Origin of the sequence: Pengzhenrongella frigida (assembly GCF_004168625.1) — a bacterium.
Classification (GTDB): Bacteria; Actinomycetota; Actinomycetes; order Actinomycetales; family Cellulomonadaceae; genus Pengzhenrongella; species Pengzhenrongella frigida.
Genome location: NZ_SDWW01000014.1, coordinates 40,437 through 63,296, shown reverse-complemented (window position 1 = coordinate 63,296; position 22,860 = coordinate 40,437). Strand labels below are relative to the sequence as shown.

20 protein-coding genes are annotated in these 22,860 nt (G+C 72.0%); 14 read left to right on the top strand and 6 right to left on the bottom strand.

Translation table 11 applies throughout. From position 1 onward, the window contains the following. Positions 1-22: 22 nt before the first annotated feature. The gene (locus tag EUA98_RS07705; RefSeq protein WP_130102088.1) at positions 23-328 is read left to right on the top strand and encodes a YtxH domain-containing protein; all 306 of its coding nucleotides are present in this window, start codon (positions 23-25) and stop codon (positions 326-328) included. Between the two features lie 242 nt (positions 329-570). After that, positions 571-1,266, top strand: a complete 696-nt coding sequence (locus EUA98_RS07700) for a FadR/GntR family transcriptional regulator (RefSeq protein WP_130102087.1) — start codon at positions 571-573, stop codon at positions 1,264-1,266. Between the two features lie 41 nt (positions 1,267-1,307). Here the strand turns inward: EUA98_RS07700 and EUA98_RS07695 are convergent, their stop codons facing one another. Both EUA98_RS07695 and pgm read right to left on the bottom strand, forming a co-directional pair. Continuing rightward, positions 1,308-2,606: an MFS transporter gene (locus EUA98_RS07695; RefSeq protein ID WP_242511334.1), complete on the bottom strand. Its 1,299-nt coding sequence runs from the start codon at positions 2,604-2,606 to the stop codon at positions 1,308-1,310. Positions 2,607-2,668: 62 nt separating this feature from the next. Continuing rightward, positions 2,669-4,354, bottom strand: coding sequence for a phosphoglucomutase (alpha-D-glucose-1,6-bisphosphate-dependent) (pgm, locus tag EUA98_RS07690; RefSeq protein ID WP_130102085.1), 1,686 nt, complete (start codon positions 4,352-4,354; stop codon positions 2,669-2,671). Between the two features lie 62 nt (positions 4,355-4,416). On the opposite strand from pgm, the gene EUA98_RS07685 reads away from it, so the two are divergent. The 3 genes from EUA98_RS07685 to EUA98_RS07675 all read left to right on the top strand — a co-directional run bounded on the left by EUA98_RS07685 (position 4,417) and on the right by EUA98_RS07675 (position 6,712). Next, positions 4,417-4,755, top strand: coding sequence for a rhodanese-like domain-containing protein (locus EUA98_RS07685; protein WP_242511333.1), 339 nt, complete (start codon positions 4,417-4,419; stop codon positions 4,753-4,755). Positions 4,756-4,808: 53 nt separating this feature from the next. Next, on the top strand, positions 4,809-5,636 hold the full coding sequence (locus EUA98_RS07680; RefSeq protein WP_130102084.1) for a DUF5926 family protein: 828 nt from the start codon (positions 4,809-4,811) through the stop codon (positions 5,634-5,636). 281 nt (positions 5,637-5,917) lie between these two features. Further along, on the top strand, positions 5,918-6,712 hold the full coding sequence (locus tag EUA98_RS07675) for a glycosyltransferase family 2 protein (protein WP_242511337.1): 795 nt from the start codon (positions 5,918-5,920) through the stop codon (positions 6,710-6,712). An 87-nt stretch (positions 6,713-6,799) separates the two neighbouring features. Here the strand turns inward: EUA98_RS07675 and EUA98_RS07670 are convergent, their stop codons facing one another. Continuing rightward, a complete protein-coding gene (locus EUA98_RS07670) occupies positions 6,800-9,247 on the bottom strand; it encodes a hypothetical protein (protein ID WP_130102083.1) in 2,448 nt (815 codons plus the stop codon). A gap of 96 nt (positions 9,248-9,343) precedes the next feature. On the opposite strand from EUA98_RS07670, the gene pheA reads away from it, so the two are divergent. Then, positions 9,344-10,297 (top strand): prephenate dehydratase, encoded by a 954-nt coding sequence (pheA, locus tag EUA98_RS07665; RefSeq protein ID WP_130102082.1) that lies wholly within the window; start codon positions 9,344-9,346, stop codon positions 10,295-10,297. Between the two features lie 15 nt (positions 10,298-10,312). Here pheA and EUA98_RS07660 read toward each other — a convergent pair whose 3' ends face one another. Continuing rightward, entirely contained in the window at positions 10,313-11,605 is a 1,293-nt protein-coding gene (locus tag EUA98_RS07660) for a diacylglycerol/lipid kinase family protein (RefSeq protein WP_130102081.1), read from the bottom strand. Positions 11,606-11,698: 93 nt separating this feature from the next. Here EUA98_RS07660 and serS point away from each other — a divergent pair, with 93 nt between their 5' ends. The 8 genes from serS (at position 11,699) to EUA98_RS07620 (ending at position 21,060) form a co-directional block, all read left to right on the top strand. Continuing rightward, positions 11,699-12,985, top strand: a complete 1,287-nt coding sequence (gene serS, locus EUA98_RS07655; protein WP_130102080.1) for a serine--tRNA ligase — start codon at positions 11,699-11,701, stop codon at positions 12,983-12,985. After that, complete coding sequence (locus EUA98_RS07650) at positions 12,982-13,842, top strand: HAD family hydrolase (RefSeq protein ID WP_350339489.1); 861 nt, start codon at positions 12,982-12,984, stop codon at positions 13,840-13,842. The genes serS and EUA98_RS07650 overlap by 4 nt, the downstream gene beginning before the upstream one ends. Before the next feature lie 6 nt (positions 13,843-13,848). Then, positions 13,849-14,916 (top strand): LacI family DNA-binding transcriptional regulator, encoded by a 1,068-nt coding sequence (locus EUA98_RS07645; RefSeq protein WP_350339488.1) that lies wholly within the window; start codon positions 13,849-13,851, stop codon positions 14,914-14,916. A gap of 137 nt (positions 14,917-15,053) precedes the next feature. After that, positions 15,054-16,412 carry an ABC transporter substrate-binding protein gene (locus tag EUA98_RS07640; protein WP_130102078.1) on the top strand — a complete coding sequence of 453 codons (1,359 nt, stop codon included), beginning with the start codon at positions 15,054-15,056 and terminating at the stop codon, positions 16,410-16,412. Between the two features lie 111 nt (positions 16,413-16,523). Continuing rightward, on the top strand, positions 16,524-17,489 hold the full coding sequence (locus EUA98_RS07635) for a carbohydrate ABC transporter permease (RefSeq protein ID WP_130102077.1): 966 nt from the start codon (positions 16,524-16,526) through the stop codon (positions 17,487-17,489). Then, positions 17,486-18,421: a carbohydrate ABC transporter permease gene (locus EUA98_RS07630; protein ID WP_130102076.1), complete on the top strand. Its 936-nt coding sequence runs from the start codon at positions 17,486-17,488 to the stop codon at positions 18,419-18,421. Before EUA98_RS07635 ends, EUA98_RS07630 begins: the two co-directional genes overlap by 4 nt. A gap of 162 nt (positions 18,422-18,583) precedes the next feature. Beyond that, positions 18,584-20,095, top strand: coding sequence for a sucrose phosphorylase (gtfA, locus tag EUA98_RS07625; protein ID WP_130102075.1), 1,512 nt, complete (start codon positions 18,584-18,586; stop codon positions 20,093-20,095). A 65-nt stretch (positions 20,096-20,160) separates the two neighbouring features. Then, positions 20,161-21,060, top strand: coding sequence for an EamA family transporter (locus EUA98_RS07620; protein ID WP_434063486.1), 900 nt, complete (start codon positions 20,161-20,163; stop codon positions 21,058-21,060). Between the two features lie 16 nt (positions 21,061-21,076). Here EUA98_RS07620 and EUA98_RS07615 read toward each other — a convergent pair whose 3' ends face one another. Together EUA98_RS07615 and EUA98_RS07610 are read right to left on the bottom strand one after the other, a co-directional pair. Continuing rightward, complete coding sequence (locus EUA98_RS07615; RefSeq protein ID WP_130102074.1) at positions 21,077-21,697, bottom strand: bacterial proteasome activator family protein; 621 nt, start codon at positions 21,695-21,697, stop codon at positions 21,077-21,079. 60 nt (positions 21,698-21,757) lie between these two features. After that, entirely contained in the window at positions 21,758-22,735 is a 978-nt protein-coding gene (locus EUA98_RS07610; RefSeq protein WP_130102073.1) for an NAD(P)H-quinone oxidoreductase, read from the bottom strand. Positions 22,736-22,860: the final 125 nt, after the last annotated feature.

Here is a 22,860-nt window from a genome sequence, read left to right as displayed (position 1 = left end):
ACGCACACACGGGGAGTTGAACATGGGGTCGAAAGCGGCATTCATCGTCGGTGCAGGGCTCGGGTACCTCCTCGGGACCAAGGCGGGGCGGGAGCAGGTGGAGAAGGTCCGCGGCTGGACCCAGGATGCCTGGTCGGATCCACGGGTCCAGGCCCAGGTCACCGACCTCAGCAGCAAGGCGACCGAGTTCGCCAAGACCGAGGGCGCGGCGCTCAAGGACCGGGTGGCCGAGTTCGCCAAGTCCGAGGGCTCGACGTTCAAGGAAAAGCTCGCCGGCACGGTCGAATACGTCGTCGACTCCCGCGAGAGTGGTCCCGGAACGAACTGACGACCCGCGCGGACGACCATCCCGGGCGGCTGATCGCTGCGGCAGCGATGGGCATTTGTGTGGAAATCGTCTGCTTCTGGTCCGTCCGGGGGACTTTTCGGCGCTCAACCTGCGGCTCCGGTGAGATTCTCGTCCGGATTGCGCCATCTCGGTGTAAAGTCGCGCGACGGTAATAATGCGCAACTGGGTCAGAGTAGACAAACTGATACAGAACGCTCCATCGGGGGTAGCGAAGGGCCGAAATGTCCGAAGGGCTGCACACTTCAGTGCTCGACACGCTCGGGCGGGAGATCACCGCCGGTGAGCTGGTCGCGGGCAGCGTCCTCACCCTCGAGCGGCTGCAGCAGCGGTTCGGAGTCTCCCGGACCGTGGCGCGCGAGTGCATGCGCCTGCTCGAGCAGCTCCAGCTGGTGACGTCGGGTCGACGGGTCGGCATCGTGGTCCGGCCGACCGAGGAGTGGGACGTCCTCGACCCGCGGATCATCCGCTGGCGGCTGGGGGGTCCGGGGCGCTCCGCGCAGCTGCGCTCCCTGAACGAGCTCCGGGTCGCGGTCGAACCGCTCGCGGCGAGCGCCGCGGCGCGGCACGCGACGGACGCCCAGCGCGCCGAGCTCGTCGTGATCGCCGGCCGGATGCGGGCGGCGGGCGAGGCCCGGCTGAGCGAGGAGTACCTCGCCCTCGACGTCGCCTTCCACACCGCGGTGCTCCGCGCGAGCGGCAACGAGATGTTCGCCGCCCTGACCGACGTCTTCGCGGAGGTCCTCGTGGGGCGCACCCATGAGGGGCAGGCGCAGCGCGAGCCGGGCACCGAGTCGCTGGACGGGCACGACGCCGTCGCGCACGCGATCCTGATCGGCGATGCGGACGAGGCCGAGCGCGTCATGCGCGAGATCATGACCGCCGCCCGCGCCCACATCCGCGACCTCAACGGCTTCTAGCTCGGCGGTTGGATCCTCGTTCGCGACGCGGTGCCTCGTGCCTACGGGCCGACGACGACGACCGCGGGGTTGCCGGCCCGCAGCGCGCGGAGCGAGGCCAACGTGGCGAGCACGGCGAACCCGCCGCAGAAGGCGACCACGGCGAACCCGCCGCGGGAGCCCTGGCGATCGATCAGCATCCCGGCGATCGAGGAACCGAACGAGACGCCGATCCCGAGCGTCGTGCCCACCCAGGTCAGCCCCTCGGTCAGCCGTTCGGGCGGCACGAAGTACTGGACCAGCCCGTTGCCGTTGATCAGCGTCGGGGCGATCGCGAAGCCGGTCACGAACATCACCAGGGCGAGCATCGGGATGCTGTTGACCAGGAAGAAGAGCGAGACCCCGAACGCGAGGGCGACCATCCCGATCGCGAACCGCTTCCACAGCGGCGTCAGCCAGTGCCGCGCGCCGTAGCCGAGGCCGGAGATCATCGAGCCCAGCGCGAACGAGGCGAGCACGAAACCGGCTGAGGCCTTCGAGCCCTGTTCCTGCGCGAACGCGACCGTCGAGACGTCGGTCGCGCCGAAGATGCCACCCATCGCGACGAAGACGATGGCCAGCACCAGCATGCCGGGGGACCGCAGGACGCTGCGGGCCCGCGTGCGGCGTGGTGCGGGTTGCGCGGCCGTCCCGAGGGAGTCGGTCTGCGCGCCCGGGACGCCGGGCGCGGCCGGAACGGTTTGAGATGCGGCCAGGACGGCCTGATACGCGGGCGGCTCGGTCCGGTGCAGCGACAGGAACAGGTACCCCCCGACGATCAGCGCGACCATCGGCACGATCAGGCCGGCGGACGGGGCGACCGAGGTGGCCAGCACCGTGGCGAGCACGGGGCCGATGACGAACACGGCCTCGTCGAGCGCCGACTCGAGCGAGTAGGCGGTGTGCAGCTGGCGGGGATCGTGGAGCACGTACGACCAGCGGGCCCGCACCAGCGAGCCGAACGAGCCGGCCGGGACGCCCGCGACGATCGCCGTGGCGTAGAGCCAGACCGGGTGGGCCTGCGCCGAGGCGACCAGCACGAGGGCCGCGATCCCGACGACGGCGACCGCGATGGCCGGGCGCATGATCCGCGCCTGGCCGTACCGGTCCACGTAGCGCGCGAGCTGGGGACCGCAGACGGCGTTCGCGATCACGTACACCGCCGAGATCCGCCCGGCCAGCCCGTACGAGTCGTAGATCGCGGAGACCATGAGCACGATCCCGATCCCGACCATCGAGATCGGCAGTCTCGCGAGCACGCCAGCAGCCGAGAAAGCCAACGAGCCCGGTGTCTTGAGGATCTCGCTGTAGGGCCGGTGCACGCGGCCATTCTCTCCCATCCGGTCGAGACAGCGACCGGTGCTGGTCGCTCAGGCCAGCGCGCTCAGCTCAGCGCGGCCGAGACGACCGCCTTGGCCTCGACCTGGACCAGCGCCAGGTGCTCGGCCGAGATGAACGACTCGGCGTAGATCTTGTAGACGTTCTCGGTGCCCGACGGGCGGGCGGCGAACCAGGCGTTCTCGGTGGTCACCTTCAGACCACCGATCGACGCGCCGTTGCCCGGCGCCGTCGTCAGCTTCGCGGTGATCGGCTCGCCGGCGAGCGAGGTCGAGCGGACCTGCTCCGGGGTCAACCGTCCCAGGGTCGCCTTCTCGGCGAGGGTCGCGGGCGCGTCGACCCGGGCGTACCAGGACTCGCCGAACTGCTCGACGAGGCTGGCGTGGTGCTGCGACGCCGAGCGTCCGGTCGTCGCCTGGATCTCGGCGGCCAGCAGCGCGAGCAGCAGGCCGTCCTTGTCGGTGGTCCACACGGTGCCGTCGGTGCGCAGGAAGGACGCCCCGGCGGACTCCTCGCCGCCGAACCCGACCGAACCGTCGAGCAGGCCGGGCACGAACCACTTGAACCCGACCGGCACCTCGAGCAGGGTGCGGCCCAGGGAACCGGCGACCCGGTCGATGAGCGCCGAGGAGACGAGCGTCTTGCCGATCGCCGCCGTCGGCGACCAGTGCGGGCGGGCGCCGGAGTTCAGGTACTGGATCGCCACGGCGAGGTAGTGGTTGGGGTTCATCAGGCCCGCGTCCGGGGTGACGATGCCGTGCCGGTCGGAGTCGGCGTCGTTGCCGGTGGCGAGGTCGTACGGGGCGCTCCCGCCCGCGCCGTCGCCCGCCATGATCCGCACCAGGGACGCCATGGCCGACGGCGACGAGCAGTCCATCCGGATCTTGCCGTCCCAGTCGAGCGTCATGAACTCCCAGCGCGGGTCGACCCGCGGATTGACCACGGTGAGGTCCAGGCCGTGCCGCTCGGCGATGGCGGCCCAGTACTCGACGGACGCGCCGCCCAGCGGGTCGGCGCCGATCCGGACGCCCGCGGTGCGGATCGCCTCGAGGTCGACCACGTTCGGCAGGTCATCGACGTAGGCGGCCATGAAGTCGTGCCGCCGGGTGGTGTCCGCAGCCAGGGCGGTCTCCAGGCTCACCCGCCGGACCTGCCCGACGCCGGAGCGAAGGATCTCGTTCGCGCGCGCCGCGATCCAACCGGTCGCGTCGGAGTCCGCAGGTCCGCCGTGCGGCGGGTTGTACTTGAAGCCGCCGTCGCGGGGCGGGTTGTGGGACGGGGTGACCACGATGCCGTCCGCGAGCCCGGGGCCCTGGCTGCGTACGCCGGCGGACGTCGCCGCGCCGTTGTGCAGCAGGATCGCGTGCGAGACGGCCGGCGTCGGCGTGTAGGAGTCGCGCGCGTCGATGTGCACCTCGACGCCGGCGGCGGCCAGCACCTCGAGCGCCGTCTGCCAGGCCGGAAGTGAGAGTGCGTGGGTGTCGCGGCCGATGAACAGCGGTCCGTCCGTGCCCTGGGCGCGGCGGTACTCGACGATCGCCGCGGTGATCGCGAGGATGTGGGGCTCGTTGAACGCGCCGTCGAGGCTCGCGCCGCGGTGACCCGAGGTGCCGAAGACGACCTGCTGCGCGACGTCGTCCAGGTCGGGCCTGCGGTCGTAGTAGGCACCGATCACGGCATCCGTGTCGATGAGGTCGATGGCTTGGGCGGGGGTTCCGGCGCGCGGGTCCATGGCGTCGATGCTCTCACTCCTGTGCCGGGAGCGCCGCAGCGTCCGACCCGTAGTCTGGCGCGATGTCCTCGCCTCTGGTCCCGATGCTCTCGCCGGTTCCCGCCGTCGTCCCTGCCGACCTCGACCCGACCGCGCCCATCGCGACCGGCACGACGCTGGTGGACGTGCGCGAGCGGAGCGAGTGGGACGAGGGGCACGCGCCGGGTGCGGTGCACGTCCCGCTCGGCGACCTGACGGCACGCGTGGGCGAGCTCCCCGTCGGCGGGCGCCTGCTCCTCGTGTGCCACTCCGGCACCCGCTCCGCACGCGCCACGGCCTGGCTCAACGGCGCCGGGTACGACGCGGCGAACCTCGACGGCGGCATGGTCGCCTGGGCCCGCGCCGGCCTCCCCGTCACCTAGACCCCTCGGGGGCGGATGGGTGGGGTCGGGCAGGACGCCGGTACGCTGCGGGGATGGCCAAGAAACCTTCTGTCGAGTTCGTGCTGCGCCCGTTCGAGGGGCTCGCCGGCGAGCCCGACTGGGTCGCGATGCGCGAGGTCGTCCCCGCCGCCACCGCGACCGCACGCACGACCGCGGAGTACGGCTCCCGCGACGTCGTCATCACCACCGTGCTGCCGATGGCGTGGCCTGCCCTGCACCGGGCCGACGGCGTCGTGCTCGTCGCCCTGCAGACCAGCTCCGGGTTCGGCGACCCGAGCCGCGACGTCGCCGCCGTGCTGCTCGAGGCGCTCGAGCTCGAGCCCGGGACGCCGGTCGACACGGCGACCGCCCCCGGCCCCGGCCCGCGGCTCCAGGACGTGCTCGACCCGACCGTGCCGTTCGACGTCACCGTCCACGACGGCTTCGACTACTGGCTCGCGCCTGACACCGACGTCAACGATGAGGTCCGGGCGTCGCTCGAGCAGGCGAACGAGTCCATCATCCCGACGACCAAGCTCTCCGGCGTGGACTCCGCGTACTGGTGCCGCATGCGCGACCGCGAGTACCTGCGGTGGGCCATGCCGTACGACGAGCAGCAGCTCGTCGACGCGCTCGCCCGGCTGCACGGGGCCCGCGAGGCCGGGATCGCCGGCGGCAAGCTCGTCGGGTACTTCCGTTCGACCGGCGTCGTCGTCCCCGTCTGGGACCTCACGCCCGGCACCGAGGCGGCCGACGTGGAGGAGCCCGCGCGCGAGTTCCTCACCCGGCTCGAGGCGGCGCTCGCGGACACGTCCCCGCTCGACTCCAACGCCCGTCGGGCCCGCGCGGGGCTCGTCTCCCGCCAGGTCACCCTGCGCTGATCGGTGCCGACCGGGAGCGCGGCGGCACGGCCCAGCCGGCACGCGTGGCTAGGGTGGAACTCGTGACTGGGGAGACGGCCGGAACCGGCGAGGGTGCGGGGGCAGGGGACCGGGCGGTCGACGCCGCCGAGGTCGGGGCTCCCGGACCTGAGAGCGCCGGACTTGAGAGCGGCGCCGACGAGAGTCTCGCCGACGGCGCGGCCGAGTCGACTCCGGTCAAGGGCAGGCGCGGTCGCAAGCTGCGCAAGGCTGCGCGCGGCGCGGCGGCCCCGGGCCCGGGCATCACCTCCCCGACGCACAAGGTCGCCCACGCCGGTCGACCCCGTCAGCGGGTCGCCGTGATCATCCCGGCCAAGGACGAGGCCCGCCGGATCGCCGCGACGGTCCGGTCGGCACGCGCGATCCCCCACGTCGACCTCGTGCTCGTCGTCGACGACGGCAGCGCGGACAACACGCAGCACGTCGCACGCGAGGCGGGCGCCGTCGTGGTGCGCCACTCGCACAACCGCGGCAAGGCCGCCGCCATGGAGACGGGCGCGGCGATCGTCGCGATGCGTGACACCGAGGACCGGCCGCCGCGGCTGCTGCTGTTCATCGACGGCGACCTGGGTGACAGCGCCGTGAACACCGCACCCCTGGTTCCGCCCGTGTTCGAGCACGCCGCCGACCTGTCCATCGCGCTGCTGCCGCCGCAGGTCGGGGCGGGCGGGCGTGGGATCGTCGTCGGCGCCGCACGTCGGGCGATCGCGTCGCTCACCGGCTGGACGCCGACGCAGCCGCTGTCCGGGATGCGTTGCCTGACCCGCGAAGCCTTCGAGGCCGCCACGCCGCTCGCACGCGGCTGGGGCGTCGAGACCGGGATGACGATCGACCTGCTCCGGCAGGGCTACGTGGCGGTCGAGGTGCCGTGCGAGCTGCGGCACCGCCCGTCGGGCACCGATCTGAAGGGCCAGCTGCACCGCGCAGCCCAGTACCGCGACGTCATGCTCGCGGTGACGAACCGACGCGTGCGCGGCGCCGCGGGCGCTATCCGGGACAAGGTCGCCCCGCCGCACGTCCCCCCGACCCACCGATAGCGCCGACTCGCACGCCGGTCACGCCTGCGTCGTCGCACCCGCGTGTCGTCGTGCCCGCGAGGTCGGGTGAGTCCGCGCCGCCGTGAGTCAGCGCGGCTGGCGGGGGCGGACGCTCAGCATCCAGCCCGCGCAGGCGGCCACCAGCAGCGGGACGACCACCGTGATGCCCACCGCGGGGATGACGACGCCCGAGTCGTTGAGGGCGAAGCCGATCCCGAGGGCGATCGCCAGCGCGACCAGCCCCGGACGGAGCATCGGCGCATCGGTGCCGAGCTGTGTGAGCGGCGCGCCGGCCGAGAGCCAGCCGAACGGCCCGCCGTCGGGCGCGCTCGCGATGGCCCGCAACGGCCGGCCGAGCACGAGGACGACGAGCGCGATGCCCGCGATGGCGAGCAGGGTCAGCGCGTTGCCGAACAGGATCTCGATGTTCTGGGAGGCCTTGCGGGTGATCACCGGCCAGATCCCGCCGTCGAGCACGGTCTGCACGAAGCGACCGAGGTGCGTCTGGGAGTCGGCGGGCCGCAGCCAGTCGACCACCGCGAAGCTGATGACGACGGCGGCCGCGGCACCGAGGATTCCCAGCGCCTTGACCCAGCCGATCCGGATCCCCCCGGCGAGCAGGGCCAGCACCGCGAACGCGGGCACGAGCGCCGGGGGGCCGCCGAAGTCGGCGCCGACGCTCGGAAGTCCGTCGAGCGCGGTGGCCACCACGCCGACGATGGCGACGACCGCCGCCGCCCAGCCCGGCCGTCCGCGTTTGACCAGCGGGTTGGCGAACGCGACGGCGAGCAGGACGGTCGACGCGGCGAACAACGCGAATGCCTGGTTGTTGAACCCGTAGAACCGGGCGCCCACCAGCGGTTGGACACCCATCAGCGCAGAGATCTGGAGCCGCGCGCCGGTGGCGATGTCGACGGCGATGACGGCGGCGGTGATCGCCGCGACGACCCCGAGCGGTCCGAGCAGCCACGACTTCCAGCGCGGCAGCAGCGCGAGCGCCGTGATGACGGCGACCCAGCCGATGATGAGCGCGGTCAGCGCGTACGACGCCGGCTGGACGCGCCACCACGGCGTGAGGTTGGCCAGGAACGTCGCCACGGGGATGGACGCGACGGCGACGCCGGCGATCCGGAGCGCGCCGAGGACCATCCCCGGCTGGCTCGTCATCCCGTCCGCGACCGCGCGCCCGATCCGGCCCGGCAGCGCGCGGCTCAGTCCGCTGCTCAGCCGCGCGAGGACGACGCCGTTCAGGCCGAGGGTCACCAGGCCGTACAGGATGAGGTTGATGACGATGAGGAGCATGAAGAACGGCGCCACCAGGGGCCGGACCGCCCAGGCGTGCCGGTCCTGGTCGACCATCGCGGCGACCCGTTGGCTCGCGAGCGGCGGGCCGGGCACACCGGTCGCGGGTGACCCCACCAGGGCACCGGGGGTCACCTGGTCCCGGAGGTCGAGCGCGGACAGGATGGTCGGCGTGATGTCCGTCGGCATGAGGTACCCGGGCTGGCGGGTCGAGCGCGACTCGAGCAGGTTCTCCTCGTACGGCTCCCCGGTCGCGAGCGCGCTCGGCCCGGCTGCGGCCGCGAGCTGCAGGTGCGGCTGTCGGCCCGAGTCGGCGAGCGACGCGACGAGCACGGTGGTGTCCTGACCGGACTCGTCGACGGCCTCGAGCACGGCGCGGATGCGCTCGTCGATGGTCCGGACCTGTTCCGAGCGCGCCGGTTCGGTCACCGCGTCGGGGGCGGTGAGGTCACCTTCGAGGATCTCGCCGGGCTCGGGGAGCGCGGTGGCCCCCGGGTCGGGCTGGCCGTCGCCGTCGGTGTCCAGGGCGGACGCCGGTCGGTCGACGGTGAGCTGGCCGGGGTCGCGGACCGTGCCGACGTCGATCACCACGAGCTGGGACGTCTCGAGGGCCGTCTCGACGGTCTTGGTCAGCCCATTGGCCGTCGCCGGCAGGCGCACGTGCTCGCCGACCGGTCGGCCGTCCGAGTCGGCCAGCGCGACGGCGGCCCCGGGTCCGACCCCGGTGGCGGTCACGCCGGCCGAGGCCAGGGTGTCCCCGAGCAGACCGGGCTGCGCGCCGTAGTTCCCCTGGGCGGCGGACTCGAGGTAGTCGGCCCAGCCGGGGACGAGAAGGTCGGTACCCGGCTCGCGGAGCCGTCGACACGTGCCGTAGGGGTCGCTGGCCAGGTCGGAGGCGCGGGCACCGGCGGAGACGGCGAGCCAGCCGTCGGCCGGGCAGGCGGACGGACGCAGGCTGCGCGCCGCGATCGTGCCCACCGCTCCGGTGCGGGAGAGGTCCCACAGCGCGGGGGTGGTGAGCGCGCCGACGTCCTCCCAGCGCAGCCCGGTCGCGCCGATGACGACGACGGGGTTCGGCTCGCTCTCCGCGGCGGCAACCGCGGCGGCCACCGTGTCGCCGGCCGTGGCACCAACAGCGCCGGCCGGCAGGGCCCCGCCGAAGACCGCCAGCACCCCGACCGTCACTGCCGCCGCGGCGGAGACGGCACGGACGAGGCCGGGGGGACGGGGCATCGGCCCAGCCTACGGGCGGCGCGTTAGGCTCGGCCCGCCTCCGGCGCGAACGTCGGCGGCACCCCGCCGACGTTCCGCTTCTGAAGGAGACCGCTGATGTCCGGTCCGACCCGCCTGCCGCGCTACGCCTACCTCGGACCTGCGGGGACGTTCACCGAGGCGGCGCTGCGGCAGTTCGCCGGGCCGGACGAGGCCGAGTACGTCCCGATGGTCGACGTCATCTCCGCGCTCGAGGCCGTGCGCTCGGGGCGCGCGGACTTCGCCGTCGTGCCCATCGAGAACTCCGTCGAGGGTGGCGTCACCGCGACCCTCGACACGCTCGCGACCGGGGACGCGCTCGTGCTGCTGCGCGAGGTGGTGGTCCCGGTGTCGTTCGTGCTCGCGGCCCGGCCGGGGACGGTGCTCGCCGACGTCACGCGGGTGTCGACCCACCCGCACGCCTGGGCGCAGTGCCGGCGCTGGTTCAACGTGAACCTCCCGGTCGCCGTGCACGTCCCGGCGACCTCGACCGCCGCTGCGGGCGCGCTGCTCGCGGACCTCGCGCCGGAGCACGACCCCGGGTTCGACGCGGCGCTGGTCGCACCGCTCAGCGCCGAGCTCTACGGGCTCGAGATCCTCGCCGAGCACGTCGCGGACAACGAGTCGGCCGTGACCCGGTTCGTCGTCGTCGGCCTGCCCGGCGCCCTGCCGGCCCCGACCGGCGCGGACAAGACCTCCCTCGTGGTGCACCTGGCCAGCAACGAGTCGGGCGCCCTGCTCGCGATGCTCGAGCAGTTCGCCGCGCGCGGGGTCAACCTGTCGCGGATCGAGTCGCGGCCGCTCGGCGACCTGCTCGGCCGGTACTCGTTCTCGATCGACGCCGAGGGCCACCTCGCCGACGAGCGGGTCGCGGAGGCGCTGATCGGGTTGCACCGCGTGTGCCCGCACGTGCGCTTCCTCGGGTCCTACCCCAGGGCCGACGGCGCGGTGACCGAGGTCGCCCCGGGCACCAACGACGCCGACTTCGCTGCCGCCCGTGACTGGCTGGCCACCCTGCGCAGGGGTTGCTGAACCGGTCGAGGCGGGTCAGGCGCGGACGATCAGCGCGCCGGCGTCCACTCTCGCGATGATCTCCAGGGCGCGGCCGAGGACGTCGCCGTCGACCTGGACCGCCTCCGCGCGGTCGGCGACCACGTGGATGCGACGGGCCCGCACGTGGTCGATCCGGCCGATCTTGCCCCGGAGATCGTTGCGCATCCCGACACCCTGGAGGACGACCTCGCCGAGCAGCTGGGCCCAGCCGGCGAGCCCGCCCCGCGTGTCGATCGCCGCGATGTCGAGCCAGCCGTCGTCGAGCACGGCGTCGGGGAGCAGCGTGATGCCGCCCGGCAGGCGCCCGCAGTTCCCGATCAGCAGGCTCCGCACCCGGCGGGAGACGACCGGATCGTCGTCGATCTTGATCGTCAGCCGCGGCCGACGACCGTGCAGGTGACGCGCTCCGGCGACGAAGTACGCGATCCACCCGACCCGCGCCTTGAGGTCCTCGTCGGTGTCCGCCACCATCGCGGCGTCGAACCCCAGGCCCGCGATGACCAGGAAGATGTGCTCGCGCGCCGGCTCGGCGGGTGCGTCCGCCGCGGGCGGTGCGCTGTCGCCCGACACCGTGCCGTCATCAGACTCAGTGCCGTCATCAGACCTAGCGCCGTCATCAGACTCAGCGCCGTCATCAGATCTGGTGCTCTCGGAATCCGGGCCGTCGTCCGACACGGCGTCGTCCTCGGGCTCGGTGTCGTCGTCCGGCTCGTCCGGGGCCTCGCGGATGACGCGTAGCCAGCCGACGTCGATCGCGCGGCCCGCGCCCGTCAGCGCGAGTCGCAGGAGCTCGGGGGTGTCGGTGAGCGGCAGATCCAGGTTGCGGGCAAGCAGGTTTCCGGTGCCCTGCGGGATGAGCCCCATCGGCACGCCGGTGCCGGCGAGGGCCTCCGCGACCGCGCGGACCGTACCGTCGCCGCCCACCGCGACCACCGCGACCGCGCCGAGCTCGATCGCGTGGCGCGCCTGACCGACTCCCGGGTCCTCGGCCGTCGTCTCGAGCCACAGGGGCTCGGGCATGGACCGCCCGGTGCACTCCTTGATGGCGGCCTCGCGCAGCTCGCTCGCCCCCGGCTTGGTCGGGTTGGCGATGAAGGCGACCAGGTCGCCGGCCGGCGGCGGCGGGGGCAGGGGCGGCTCGGTGGCCGCCGCGCCGGGCCCGGACCGCGGCGCCAGGAGGCGTCGAGCCGCCTGCTCCCCGGCCGTGCGACGGGTCGACAACGAGAGCAGGAGCGCCCCGCCGGCGAGCACCAGGGCGATGAGACTGAGCCATTCGGACCACGACATGGCGTAACGGTAGGGCCCCGACGGGCTTCGATGTGTCCTGACCGGTGTCGGCGGTAGCGCAGGGGTGCCGGTTCGGGTCGTTACCCTCAGGGGGTGATCGATCTGCGCCTCCTCCGTGAAAACCCCGATCTCGTCCGCGCGAGCCAGCGTGCGCGCGGCGACGACCCTGCCCTCGTGGACGCGGTGCTCGACGCCGACTCACGCCGCCGGGCGGCGCTCGGCGACTTCGAACGCCTCCGCGCTGAGCAGAAGACCCTCGGCAAGCAGGTCGCCGTCGCGCAGGGGGAGGCCAAGGCTGCGCTGCTGGCGCGGACCAAGGCGCTCTCCCAGGAGGTCAAGGCCCGCCAGGTCGACGCCGACGCCGCGGACGCACTGCTCACCGAGACCGCGTACAAGATCGCCAACGTGGTCGAGGACGGCGTGCCCGTCGGGGGCGAGGACGACTTCGTCGTGCTGCGCACCGAAGGCACCCCGCGCGACTTCGCGGGCGAGTACGGCCCCGACTTCAAGCTCCGCGACCATCTCTCCCTCGGCGAGATGCTCGGGGCGATCGACACCGAGCGCGGCGCGAAGGTGTCCGGTTCGCGGTTCTACTTCCTCACGGGCATCGGTGCGCGGCTCGAGCTCGCGCTGCTCAACGCGGCCATGGACACCGCGCTCGCGGCCGGGTTCACCCCGATGATCACTCCGACGATGGTCCGGCCCGAGATGATGGCCGGCACCGGGTTCCTCGGCGCGCACGCGGACGAGATCTACCGGCTCGAGGCCGACGACCTGTACCTCACCGGCACCAGCGAGGTCGCGCTCGCCGGGTACCACTCGAACGAGATCCTCGACCTGACCGCCGGTGCCAAGCGCTACGCCGGCTGGTCGGCCTGCTACCGGCGCGAGGCCGGCTCGTACGGCAAGGACACCCGCGGGATCATCCGGGTGCACCAGTTCCACAAGGTCGAGATGTTCAGCTACACCTCGGTCGAGGACGCCGCGGCCGAGCACCGGCGCCTGCTCGGGTTCGAGGAGGCCATGCTGGCCAAGGTCGAGCTGCCGTACCGCGTCATCGACACCGCGGCCGGTGACCTGGGGATGAGCGCCGCGCGCAAGTTCGACTGCGAGGCCTGGCTGCCCACGCAGAACCGCTACCTCGAGCTCACCTCGACGTCGAACTGCACCACGTTCCAGGCCCGCCGGCTGAACACCCGGGAGCGGACGTCGGCGGGCGAGACGCGCCCGGTCGCGACGGTCAACGGCACGCTCGGCACCACGCGGTGGATCGTCGCCATCCTCGAGAACCACCAGCAGGCCGACGGCTCCGTGCGGGTGCCCGAAGGCCTGCGCGGATACCTCGGCGGGCTCGAGGTCCTCGAGCCGGTCGGGCGATGAGCCCACCCCGGGGCGAGCGACCGGACGTCGGTCAGGGCGTGGGCCGCGCCGGGCTGGTCGGCTCCGGCCCGATGCTCGTCGCGCTGGACATCGACGGCACCCTGATGACGTACGACGGCGAGATCTCCGCCGACCTGCGCGGCGTGGTCGCCGAGCTGCGGCACGCCGGCGCGCACCTCGTGCTGGCGACCGGGCGATCGGTCCACGCGACCGTGCCCGTCGCGCACGAGCTCGGGCTCACCGACGGCTGGGCGGTGTCGTCCAACGGGGCGGTCACGCTGCGTCTCGACCCCGGGGCCGAGACCGGGTACGAGGTCACGGACCGCATCACGTTCGATCCCGGCCCGGCGCTGCGGCTCATGCACGCCGAGCTGCCGGACGCGCACTTCGCGGTCGAGGACCTCGACTCGGGGTTCCGGATGAACAAGCTCTTCCCCACGGGTGAGCTCAGCGGGCACCACGAGGTCGTCGATCTCGAGGACCTCTGGAGCGAGCACGTCACCCGCCTCGTCGTGCGGAGCCCGGACCACACGAGCACCGACTTCCACGACCTCGTCCACCGGATGGGCCTCGACGAGGTGACCTACGCGGTCGGCTGGACGGCCTGGATGGACATCGCCCCGAAGGGGGTCACGAAGGCCAGCGCGCTCGAGGTGGTCCGGCGACGGCTGGGCGTCGAGCCCGCCCGCACGGTCGCGATCGGGGACGGCAGCAACGACCTGCAGATGATCGACTGGGCCGCCCGCGGGGTCGCGATGGGGCATGCCCCGCAGCCGGTCCGCGAGGTCGCTGACGAGGTCACGGGCACGATCGACGACGACGGCGCGCTCGACGTGCTCCGTAGCCTGCTGCGCTGAACCCCCGTGGATCCGGGTGGACGGCTGCCCCTGGCGAGTGGCACAGTCGCGAACGTGGCGCATGGCATCGATGAAGTTGCCCGGGTTGCCGGAGTCTCGACGGCGACCGTCTCCCGTGCGCTTCGTGGACTCCCGAACGTCTCGGTGGCCACGCGTGAGCGGGTCCGGTCCGCGGCCGCACAGCTCGGGTACGTCGCGTCGCCGTCGGCCGCCTCCCTCGCCTCCGGGCGGACCCGGACGATCGGCCTGCTGACCCCGTGGGTCAACCACTGGTTCTTCTCGAACGTGATCGAGGGCGCGGAGCAGGCGCTGCGCGCGCAGGGCTACGACGCGCTCCTGCACACCTTCGAGGTCTCCCGAAAGGTCCCCCGGCTGCGGGTCGACCCGGACGTGCTGCGTCGTCGGGTCGACGGCATCCTCGTGGTGGGATTCCCGCTCGACGACTCCGAGGTCGTCTCCCTGCTGGGCCTGGGGCACCCGATGATCTTCATCGGGTCCAGCGTCCCGGGTCAGGTCACCGTCCGCCTCGACGACCTCGCCACCGGTCGCACGGCGACCCAGCACCTCATCGACCTGGGGCATCGGCGGATCGGGCACATCAGCGGATCGCCCGACGACATCACGCCGTTCTCACCGCCCGTGGCCCGACGCCGCGGTTGGCTCGCCGCGCTCGCGGACGCCGGGATCCCCGCCGACCCGCAGCTCGAGGTGCACGGGCACTTCGACCTCGACGGCGGTCGCGAGTCGATGCACCAGCTCTTTCGGCAGTGCCCGGACGTGACCGCGATCTTCGCCGCGTCCGACGAGATGGCGATGGGCGCGATCCTCGCGGCGCGGGACCTGGGTCTGCAGGTGCCCCAGGACCTGTCCGTGGTGGGGGTCGACGGCCACGACCTGGGCGAGCTGGTACGGCTGACGACGATGGTCCAGCCGGCCGTCGAGGAGGGCGCCAAGGCTGCGACCCTGCTGCTCGAGCTGATCGCCGGGGGGGCTGTGCCGGGCGACGTCGTCTACCAGACCACCCTCCTGGATCGGGGTTCGACCGGCCCTCCCCGGGCGGCCCACGGAATGTGACCGAATTGTTATCCAGTTGTGGCGTGTTCTGGCTTGCGCCGTTGCGATGTAAGCGCTTACATGGGGCGAAGGCACTTACGGGACCAAGATCGTTCCGTACGAGCCGCCGAAGACCACAACGCAGTGGAGGTCACCAGATGTCCAGCATTCGCTCTCGTCGCATTCTTGCGGCGGTATCAGGGGGGCTGGGGTTCGCCCTCGTCCTGACGGCGTGTTCCGGCGGGGATTCCGGCGGTGACGAAACGACCGCTGCCAGTGGGGACTGCGCGGCCTACGAGTCGTACGGCGACCTGTCCGGAAAGACGGTCAGCGTCTACACGAGCATCGTGACCCCCGAGGACACGCCCCAGATCGATTCCTACAAGCCGTTCGAAGAGTGCACCGGCGCCACGATCGAGTACGTGGGCGACAAGGCGTTCGAGACCCAGGTCCTGGTCCGCGCCAAGGCGGGCAACCCGCCCGACATCGCATACGTGCCGCAGCCGGGTCTGCTCAACCAGCTGGTCGCGACCGGCGCCGCAGTTGAGGCCCCGCAGACCGTCGTCGACAACATCGACGAGTTCTGGGGCGAGGACTGGAAGGGCTACGCCACGGTCGACGGCAAGGTCTACGCGGCGCCCCTCGGTGCCAACGTGAAGTCGCTCGTCTGGTACTCCCCGACCGAGTTCGCCGACGCCGGCTACGAGATCCCGACGACGCTCGACGACCTGATGGCTCTCACGGAGCAGATGGTGGCGGACGGCAAGGTGCCGTGGTGCGCCGGCATCGGCAGCGGTGAGGCCACCGGTTGGCCGATCACCGACTGGATGGAGGACTTCATGCTCCGTCTGTCCGGGCCGGACGTCTACGACCAGTGGGTCAACCACGAGATCGCGTTCAACTCGGAGGCCCCGACCGCAGCGCTCGACGGCGTCGGTGCCTACCTGAAGAACCCGGCGTTCGTGAACGGTGGGCTCGGCGACGTGAACAGCATCGCGGCGACGGCGTTCCAGGACGGCGGACTGCCGATCCTCGAGGGCACCTGCTCGCTGCACCGTCAGGCCAGCTTCTACGCGGCCAACTTCCCGGAAGGGACGAACGTCTCCGAGGACGGCGACGTGTTCGCGTTCTACCTCCCGGGTGAGACCGAAGACGTCAAGCCGGTTCTCGGTGGTGGCGAGTTCGTGCTCGCATTCGCCGACCGGCCCGAGGTCGCGGCCTTCCAGACCTACCTCTCGACCGATCTCTGGGCCAACAACAAGGCCATCGCAAGCCCGGCCGGTGGCTGGGTCAGCGCCAACAAGGGCCTTGAGGTCGCCAACCTGGTGAGCCCCGTCGACAAGCTCGCGGCGACGATTCTCCAGGACCCGAACGCGGTCTTCCGTTTCGATGGTTCCGACATGATGCCGGCGGCCATCGGCTCGAACGCGTTCTGGAAGCAGTCCACCAACTGGATCACCGGTCAGAGCACGAAGGAGACGGTCGACAACATCGAAGCGGCGTGGCCCGCTTCCTGATCGTTTGACCACCCTGATTGACTGATCTTCGGGACAACCCGGGCGTGCACGGCTAGCGCAGCGTGCACGCCCGGGCACCCGTTCGCTCTCACGAGGAGGTGATGGGCTCAGATGGACATCGCAACGAAGTTCCTGACCATGGCTCTCGCGATTCTGATTTTCGTCGCCGTGGTGGGGGTCATCCTCTTCATCGCCGGGCGATCAGAGCGCACCAGCGGTAAGCGGGTGGCATTCCTGTTTCTCCTGCCGACCGCCATCATGCTGACGGTCGGGCTGCTCTACCCCGCAGTTCGCACGATCTTCTATTCCTTCTTCGACGCGGCCGGCACGTCGTTCATCGGGCTCGGCAACTACGAGACGATCTTCGGTTCGGCCGAGCAGCTCATCGTGCTGCGGAACACCGCGATCTGGGTGTTGATCACCCCCTTCGTCGCGACCGCCATCGGGCTGCTCTACGCGATCCTCGTGGACGGTGCCCGCGGGGAGGGACCGGCGAAGGCCCTCATCTTCCTGCCGATGGCCATCTCGTTCGTCGCCGCCTCGGTCATCTGGAAGTTCGTCTACGCCTTCCGGCCCGACCAGCCCAACGTCAACCAGATCGGCCTGCTCAACCAGATTCTGGTGTGGGTCGGGCTACCACCCCAACAATTCTTGATCAGCACCCCGTTCAACACCCTCTTCCTCATCGTGGTGATGATCTGGATCCAGGCCGGGTTTGCGATGACCATCCTGTCGGCGTCGATCAAGGCGATCCCTGACGACGTCATCGAAGCCGCCCGCCTCGACGGGGTGAACCCGTTCGAGATGTTCCGGTTCGTGACGCTGCCCGCCATCCGCCCGTCGGTCGTCGTGGTGATGACCACGATCTCGATCGCCACGCTGAAGGTCTTCGACATCGTCCGCACGATGACCGGTGGGCAGTTCGACACCAGTGTGGTGGCGAACGAGTTCTACTCGCAGAGCTTCCGCAGCGACAACCAGGGGCTCGGTGCCGCGCTGGCCGTGCTGCTCTTCGTCCTGGTCGTTCCCATCGTGGTCTACAACGTCCACCAGCTGCGCGCATCGGAGGCACGATGAGCACCGTCACGCCCCAGCTCGATCTCACGCCTGAGGAGCGGGCCGCGCTCCAGGCCCGGTCGGCTGCCGGTCGAGCAGCGATCAATGCCAAGAAGAAGCTCACGTCGCCGTGGGCGTCCTTCGTCGCCGTGGTCCTCGCGTTCCTCTGGACGGTCCCGACGTTCGGACTGCTGGTCACGTCCTTCCGTCCGGAGCTCGCGATCAAGACCTCCGGGTGGTGGACCTTCTTCGCCAATCCCGAGACGACCCTGGACAACTACAAGGCGGTGCTCAGCACCGAGGGTTCCTCGGGGCTGGGGGCCTACTTCGTCAACTCGTTCGTCATCGTCATCCCGGCAGTGATCATCCCGATCTGCCTCGCGATCCTGGCGGCGTACGCGTTCGCCTGGATCGACTTCCGCGGTCGGAACGCGCTGTTCGTGGCCGTCTTCGCGCTGCAGATCGTGCCCATCCAGGTCACCCTGATCCCGCTGCTCACCCTGTACGTGGACGCCGGGCTCGCAGGGACGTTCTGGACGATCTGGCTGTCCCACTCGATCTTCGCGCTCCCGCTGGCGATCTTCATCCTGCACAACTTCATGAAGGAGATCCCGAAGGAGCTCATCGAGGCGGCGCGCATGGATGGCGCCGGACACGTGAAGATCCTGTTCCGGGTGCTGCTGCCGCTCATGAAGCCGGCGATCGCGGCTTTCGGCATCTTCCAGTTCCTCTGGGTCTGGAACGACCTGCTCGTCGCGCTCACCTTCGCGGGTGGCGGGACGGCGGTTGCGCCGATCACGGTGGGCCTGGCCAACCTGAGCGGTACCCGCGACACCGCGTGGCACCTGCTCTCCGCGGGCTCGTTCGTCGCGATCATCGTCCCGGTCGTGGTGTTCATCGCCCTGCAGCGGTACTTCGTCCGCGGCCTGCTCGCGGGCGGGCTCAAGGGCTGACCCCGGCTCAACCGGTCGGTCCGCGTCCCGCATCGAGTGCGGAGCGCGGGCCGATCGCTGTTTCACCGCGCAGGCGCGCACGACCGACACCGCGCAGGCGCGCGGATCTTGCGCCCGCTCACGCGCATCGCCCATTGACCTTCGGCACCGAAAGCGAGTGGCATGGACACGGCACAGGCACGCGAAGGCGTCCAGCTGATTGCGTATGCGGACCGGCTCGGGGGCAGCCTCGCGCAGCTCCGGGAGATCCTGGACGGGCCGATGGCGGGGCTGTTCACGGGGGTGCACATCCTGCCGTTCTTCACCCCGTTCGACGGCGCCGATGCCGGCTTCGACCCGATGGACCATGCGGCGGTCGACCCGCGGCTCGGTACCTGGGACGACGTGCGCGCGCTGGGTGCCGAGTACACGCTGATGGTCGACCTCATCGTCAACCACGTCTCGGCCGACTCGGCGGAGTTCCGGGACGTGGTGGCCCGCGGCGACGAGTCCCCGCACGCGGGGATGTTCCTCACCATGGACGACGTCTACCCGCTGGGCGCGACCGAGGCCGACCTGGTCGGGATCTACCGCCCACGCCCGGGCCTGCCGTTCGCCGTCCTCACGCTCGGAAGGCGCAAGCGCCTCGTGTGGACGACCTTCACCAGCCAGCAGATCGACCTCAACCTTGCCAACCCGACGGCTCGCGCCTACCTCGACCGGGTGCTGACGACGCTGGCGCAGGGCGGTGTGTCCATGGTGCGGCTCGACGCGGTGGGCTACGCGATCAAGTCGGCCGGCACGTCGTCGTTCATGACCCCGCAGACGTTCGGGTTCATCGATGAGCTCACGGCTCGGGCGCGGGAGCTGGGGGTGCAGGTGCTGGTCGAGATCCACGCCCACTTCGAGCGTCAGATCGCCATCGGTTCCGCGGTGGACCGGGTGTACGACTTCGCACTGCCGCCCCTGCTGCTGCACTCGTTGTCCACGGGCGACGCCGCCCCGTTGCACCGGTGGCTCGACGTGCGCCCGGCGAACGCCGTCACGGTGCTCGACACCCACGACGGGATCGGGGTGATCGACGTCGGCCCCGACCAGATGGGCGACGGCCGCCCCGGCCTGCTCACCCCCGACCAGGTGCACGATCTCGTCGAGGGCATCCACGAGCGCTCCGGTGGAAGCTCGCGCAAGGCGACCGGCTGGGCCGCGTCCAACCTCGACGTCTATCAGGTCAACTGCACCTACTACGACGCGCTCGGCCGGGACGACCGCGCCTACCTCATCGCCCGCGCCGTGCAGTTCTTTACGCCGGGGATCCCGCAGGTGTACTACGTCGGGCTGCTGGCCGGCGGCAACGACATGGACCTGCTGGCCCGCTCCGGCGTCGGCCGCGACATCAACCGGCACAGCTACACGCGCGCCGAGATCGACAGCGACCTGGCCCGACCTGTCGTGGCCGCGCTGTCCGGGCTGATCCGGTTCCGCAACACCCACCCGGCCTTCGCCGGCGAGTGCACGGTCGGTGGCGGCGGCGACCGCCTGACCCTGACCTGGACCGAGGGCGCGCACACCGCCGCGCTGGACGTCGCCTTCGCCACCAAGGAGGCGACCCTGACCTGGACCGGGCCGGACGGCACCGCGCGCACCTGCACCGATCTGCGCGAGCTGGCGACGGTCGACCCTTCCGGCAGCTGAGACCGGCAGCTCGGACCGAGAGCTGGGCCGGCGGGGGTGCGGCGTCGGCGCACTACGGTGTGGGCGTGCAACCCCGACCCGGCCCCGGCTCCCCCCTCGACCGGGTGCCCGCGCTGGCCCTGTTCGTCGTCTCGGGACTGACCCAGTACCTCGGTGCCGCGCTGGCCGTCGGCCTGTTCACCGTGCTCGCGGCGCCGAACGTCGCGTGGCTGCGCATCGTCGTCGCCGCCGGGGTGCTGCTCGGGTGGCGTCGGCCGTGGCGGACGAGGTGGTCGCGCCGCGACCTGGTCGCGGTGGCCGTCTTCGGTTCGGTGCTCGCCGCCATGAACGTGACGTTCTACATCGCCATCGACCACCTGCCGCTCGGGACGGCGGTCGCGATCGAGTTCATCGGGCCGATCGCCGTCGCGACCATCACCGGCCGGGGTCGGCGGGAGCGGATCGGGATCATCCTCGCGGCGGCCGGGGTGGCCCTGCTCGCGGGCGTCACGCTCACGCAGGGTGGCGGGCCCGACGTCGTCATCGGTCTCGTCGCGATCGGCGCGGCGGCCGTGTGCTGGGCCTGCTACATCGTGCTGGGGCGCCGCGTCGCGCTGAAGGGGTCCGGGGTGACGTCGCTCTCGCTGGCCATGACCGCAGGCGCGATCGTGTTCGCGCCGTTCCTCGCGGCCGGAGCCGCGCCCGTCCTGGGCGACTGGCGACTGGCGGCCGCCGTGTTCGGGATCGCGGTGCTCTCGTCGGTGATCCCCTACGCGATCGAGCAGGTCGTGCTGCGGCGGGTCAGCGCGGCGACGTTCGCGGTCATGCTCGCCCTGCTGCCGGCGACGGCGGCGGTCGTGGGCGCCGTCGTCCTGCGCCAGCTGCCGACCCCGCTCGAGATCGCGGGCCTCCTCGCGGTCTCGGGGGCGATCGCGCTCACCACCGCACCGTCCCCGCGTCGACCGCGGACCGAGCCCGCCGCGTAGAGCCCGCGTCAGCGGGTCAGAGGTACTGGCCGGGGCCGTCGGCCGCCTGCGGGAGCGCCGGGGCGGTCCCCGGGGCGAGCTCCAGGCCCGGCGGCAGCCCGCGACGCATGTGGGCGAGCTGGCTCTGCGCGGCCATCTGCTGCGCGACGAGCGCGGTCTGGATGCCGTGGAACAGGCCCTCGAGCCAACCGACGAGCTGCGCCTGGGCGATGCGGAGCTCCGCGTCCGACGGGATGCCGTCCGCCCCCAGCGGCAGGGTGATGCGGTGCAGCTCGGCGACCAGCTCGGGGGACAGGCCGTCTTCCAGCTCGTGCAGCGAGCGCTCGTGCACGGCGGCCAGCCGGGTCCGGGCGGCCTCGTCGAGCGGGGCGCTCCGGACCTCCTCGAGCAGCTGCTTGATCATCGTCCCGATCCGCATCACCTTCGCGGGCTGGTCGACCAGCTCGGCCGGGTTCTCGCCCGGCTCGTCGCCGGCCCCGGCAGCGCCGCTCGAGTCCTCGCTCCGGGCGACCGCCGCGCGATCGCCGGGCCGCGCCTCGTCCCAGCCCCGGTCGTCGGGGCCGACGACGATGCCTCGGGCCACGGGCGTGTCCGGATCCGTCGGGTGCACTGCGGGGCCGTCGTCGCTGTCGATCATCCGCCCATCATTGCCCGCCGGCGGCGGGTCCGCCCGCGAACGGCGGTCCGGGTCGGCCGGTCAGGGGACGAGCAGCACCTTGCCGAACACCTCGCCGGACTCGAGCAGCTCGTGCGCCTCACGGGCCCGATCGAACGGGATCCGGGCGTGCACGATCGGGCGCAGCCGACCGTCGTCGAGCATCGGCCAGGCGTGGGCGCACAACGCGGCGACGAGAGCGGTCTTCTCCGCGGTCGAGCGCGCGCGCAGCGTGGTCCCGATGACCGAGGCGCGCCGGGTGAGGAGCAGGCCGAGGTCGAGCTCGGCGCGGCGGCCCTGCTGCAGCCCGATCACCACGAGCCGCCCGCCGATCGCGAGCGACTCGAGGTTCGCGGCCAGCGCGCCGGCGCCGAGCACGTCGAGCACGACGTCGACGCCCCGGCCACCGGTGGCCTCGAGCACGGTGCGGGTGACGTCCTGGGTCCGGTGGTCGATCACGAGCTCGGCCCCGAGCGCGGCGCACCGAGCGGTGCGCTCGGGACCGCCGGCGGTCGTCGCCACGCGGGCCCCGAGCGCGACGGCGAGCTGGATGGCGACCGAACCGACACCGCCGGAGCCGCCCTGGACGAGGACCCACTCCCCGGCCCGCAGCCGGCCGGCGTCGACCAGGTTCGACCACGCGGTGCAGACGGCCTCGGGGAGCGCGGCGGCCGCCCCGAGGTCCAGCCCCGGCGGCACGGGCAGGAGCTGGGCCGCGGGCGCGACGACGAGGTCGGCGTAGCCCCCACCGCCGAGCAGGGCGCACACCCGCGTCCCGACCGACCAGGACACCGCACCGGGACCCATGGCCGCGATCGTGCCCGACACCTCCAGGCCCGGCCAGGTCGGAGCGCCGGGCGGTGGCGGGTACTTTCCTTGCCGCTGCAGCAGATCGGCGCGGTTCACGCCCGCCGCGGCGACGTCGATCAGCACCTCGCCGCGGCCAGGGGTGGGGTCGGGCAGGGTGCGCTCGACGAGGACGTCGGGCCCCCCGGGGGAGGAAATGACGACGGCGCGCACGTTCTGGAGCCTAACCTCACGGGGACGAATCGGACGGATGGGAAGCCCGGCAGATAAAGTTCGCCGTGGGCCCTAATCTCCGACCCACTTGGCGCCGATGAAATGTGAACGGCACCCGACCGCTC

Coding starts and splice junctions, on each gene's coding strand:
- EUA98_RS07635 (WP_130102077.1), top strand. CDS start 16,524: ATGGACATCGCAACGAAGTTCCTGACCATGGCTCTCGCGATTCTGATT.
- pgm (WP_130102085.1), bottom strand. CDS start 4,354: ATGGACCCGCGCGCCGGAACCCCCGCCCAAGCCATCGACCTCATCGAC.
- EUA98_RS07660 (WP_130102081.1), bottom strand. CDS start 11,605: ATGTCGTGGTCCGAATGGCTCAGTCTCATCGCCCTGGTGCTCGCCGGC.
- gtfA (WP_130102075.1), top strand. CDS start 18,584: ATGGACACGGCACAGGCACGCGAAGGCGTCCAGCTGATTGCGTATGCG.
- EUA98_RS07705 (WP_130102088.1), top strand. CDS start 23: ATGGGGTCGAAAGCGGCATTCATCGTCGGTGCAGGGCTCGGGTACCTC.
- EUA98_RS07615 (WP_130102074.1), bottom strand. CDS start 21,697: ATGATCGACAGCGACGACGGCCCCGCAGTGCACCCGACGGATCCGGAC.
- EUA98_RS07680 (WP_130102084.1), top strand. CDS start 4,809: ATGGCCAAGAAACCTTCTGTCGAGTTCGTGCTGCGCCCGTTCGAGGGG.
- EUA98_RS07640 (WP_130102078.1), top strand. CDS start 15,054: ATGTCCAGCATTCGCTCTCGTCGCATTCTTGCGGCGGTATCAGGGGGG.
- EUA98_RS07700 (WP_130102087.1), top strand. CDS start 571: ATGTCCGAAGGGCTGCACACTTCAGTGCTCGACACGCTCGGGCGGGAG.
- EUA98_RS07685 (WP_242511333.1), top strand. CDS start 4,417: ATGTCCTCGCCTCTGGTCCCGATGCTCTCGCCGGTTCCCGCCGTCGTC.
- EUA98_RS07630 (WP_130102076.1), top strand. CDS start 17,486: ATGAGCACCGTCACGCCCCAGCTCGATCTCACGCCTGAGGAGCGGGCC.
- pheA (WP_130102082.1), top strand. CDS start 9,344: ATGTCCGGTCCGACCCGCCTGCCGCGCTACGCCTACCTCGGACCTGCG.
- EUA98_RS07670 (WP_130102083.1), bottom strand. CDS start 9,247: ATGCCCCGTCCCCCCGGCCTCGTCCGTGCCGTCTCCGCCGCGGCGGCA.
- EUA98_RS07650 (WP_350339489.1), top strand. CDS start 12,982: ATGAGCCCACCCCGGGGCGAGCGACCGGACGTCGGTCAGGGCGTGGGC.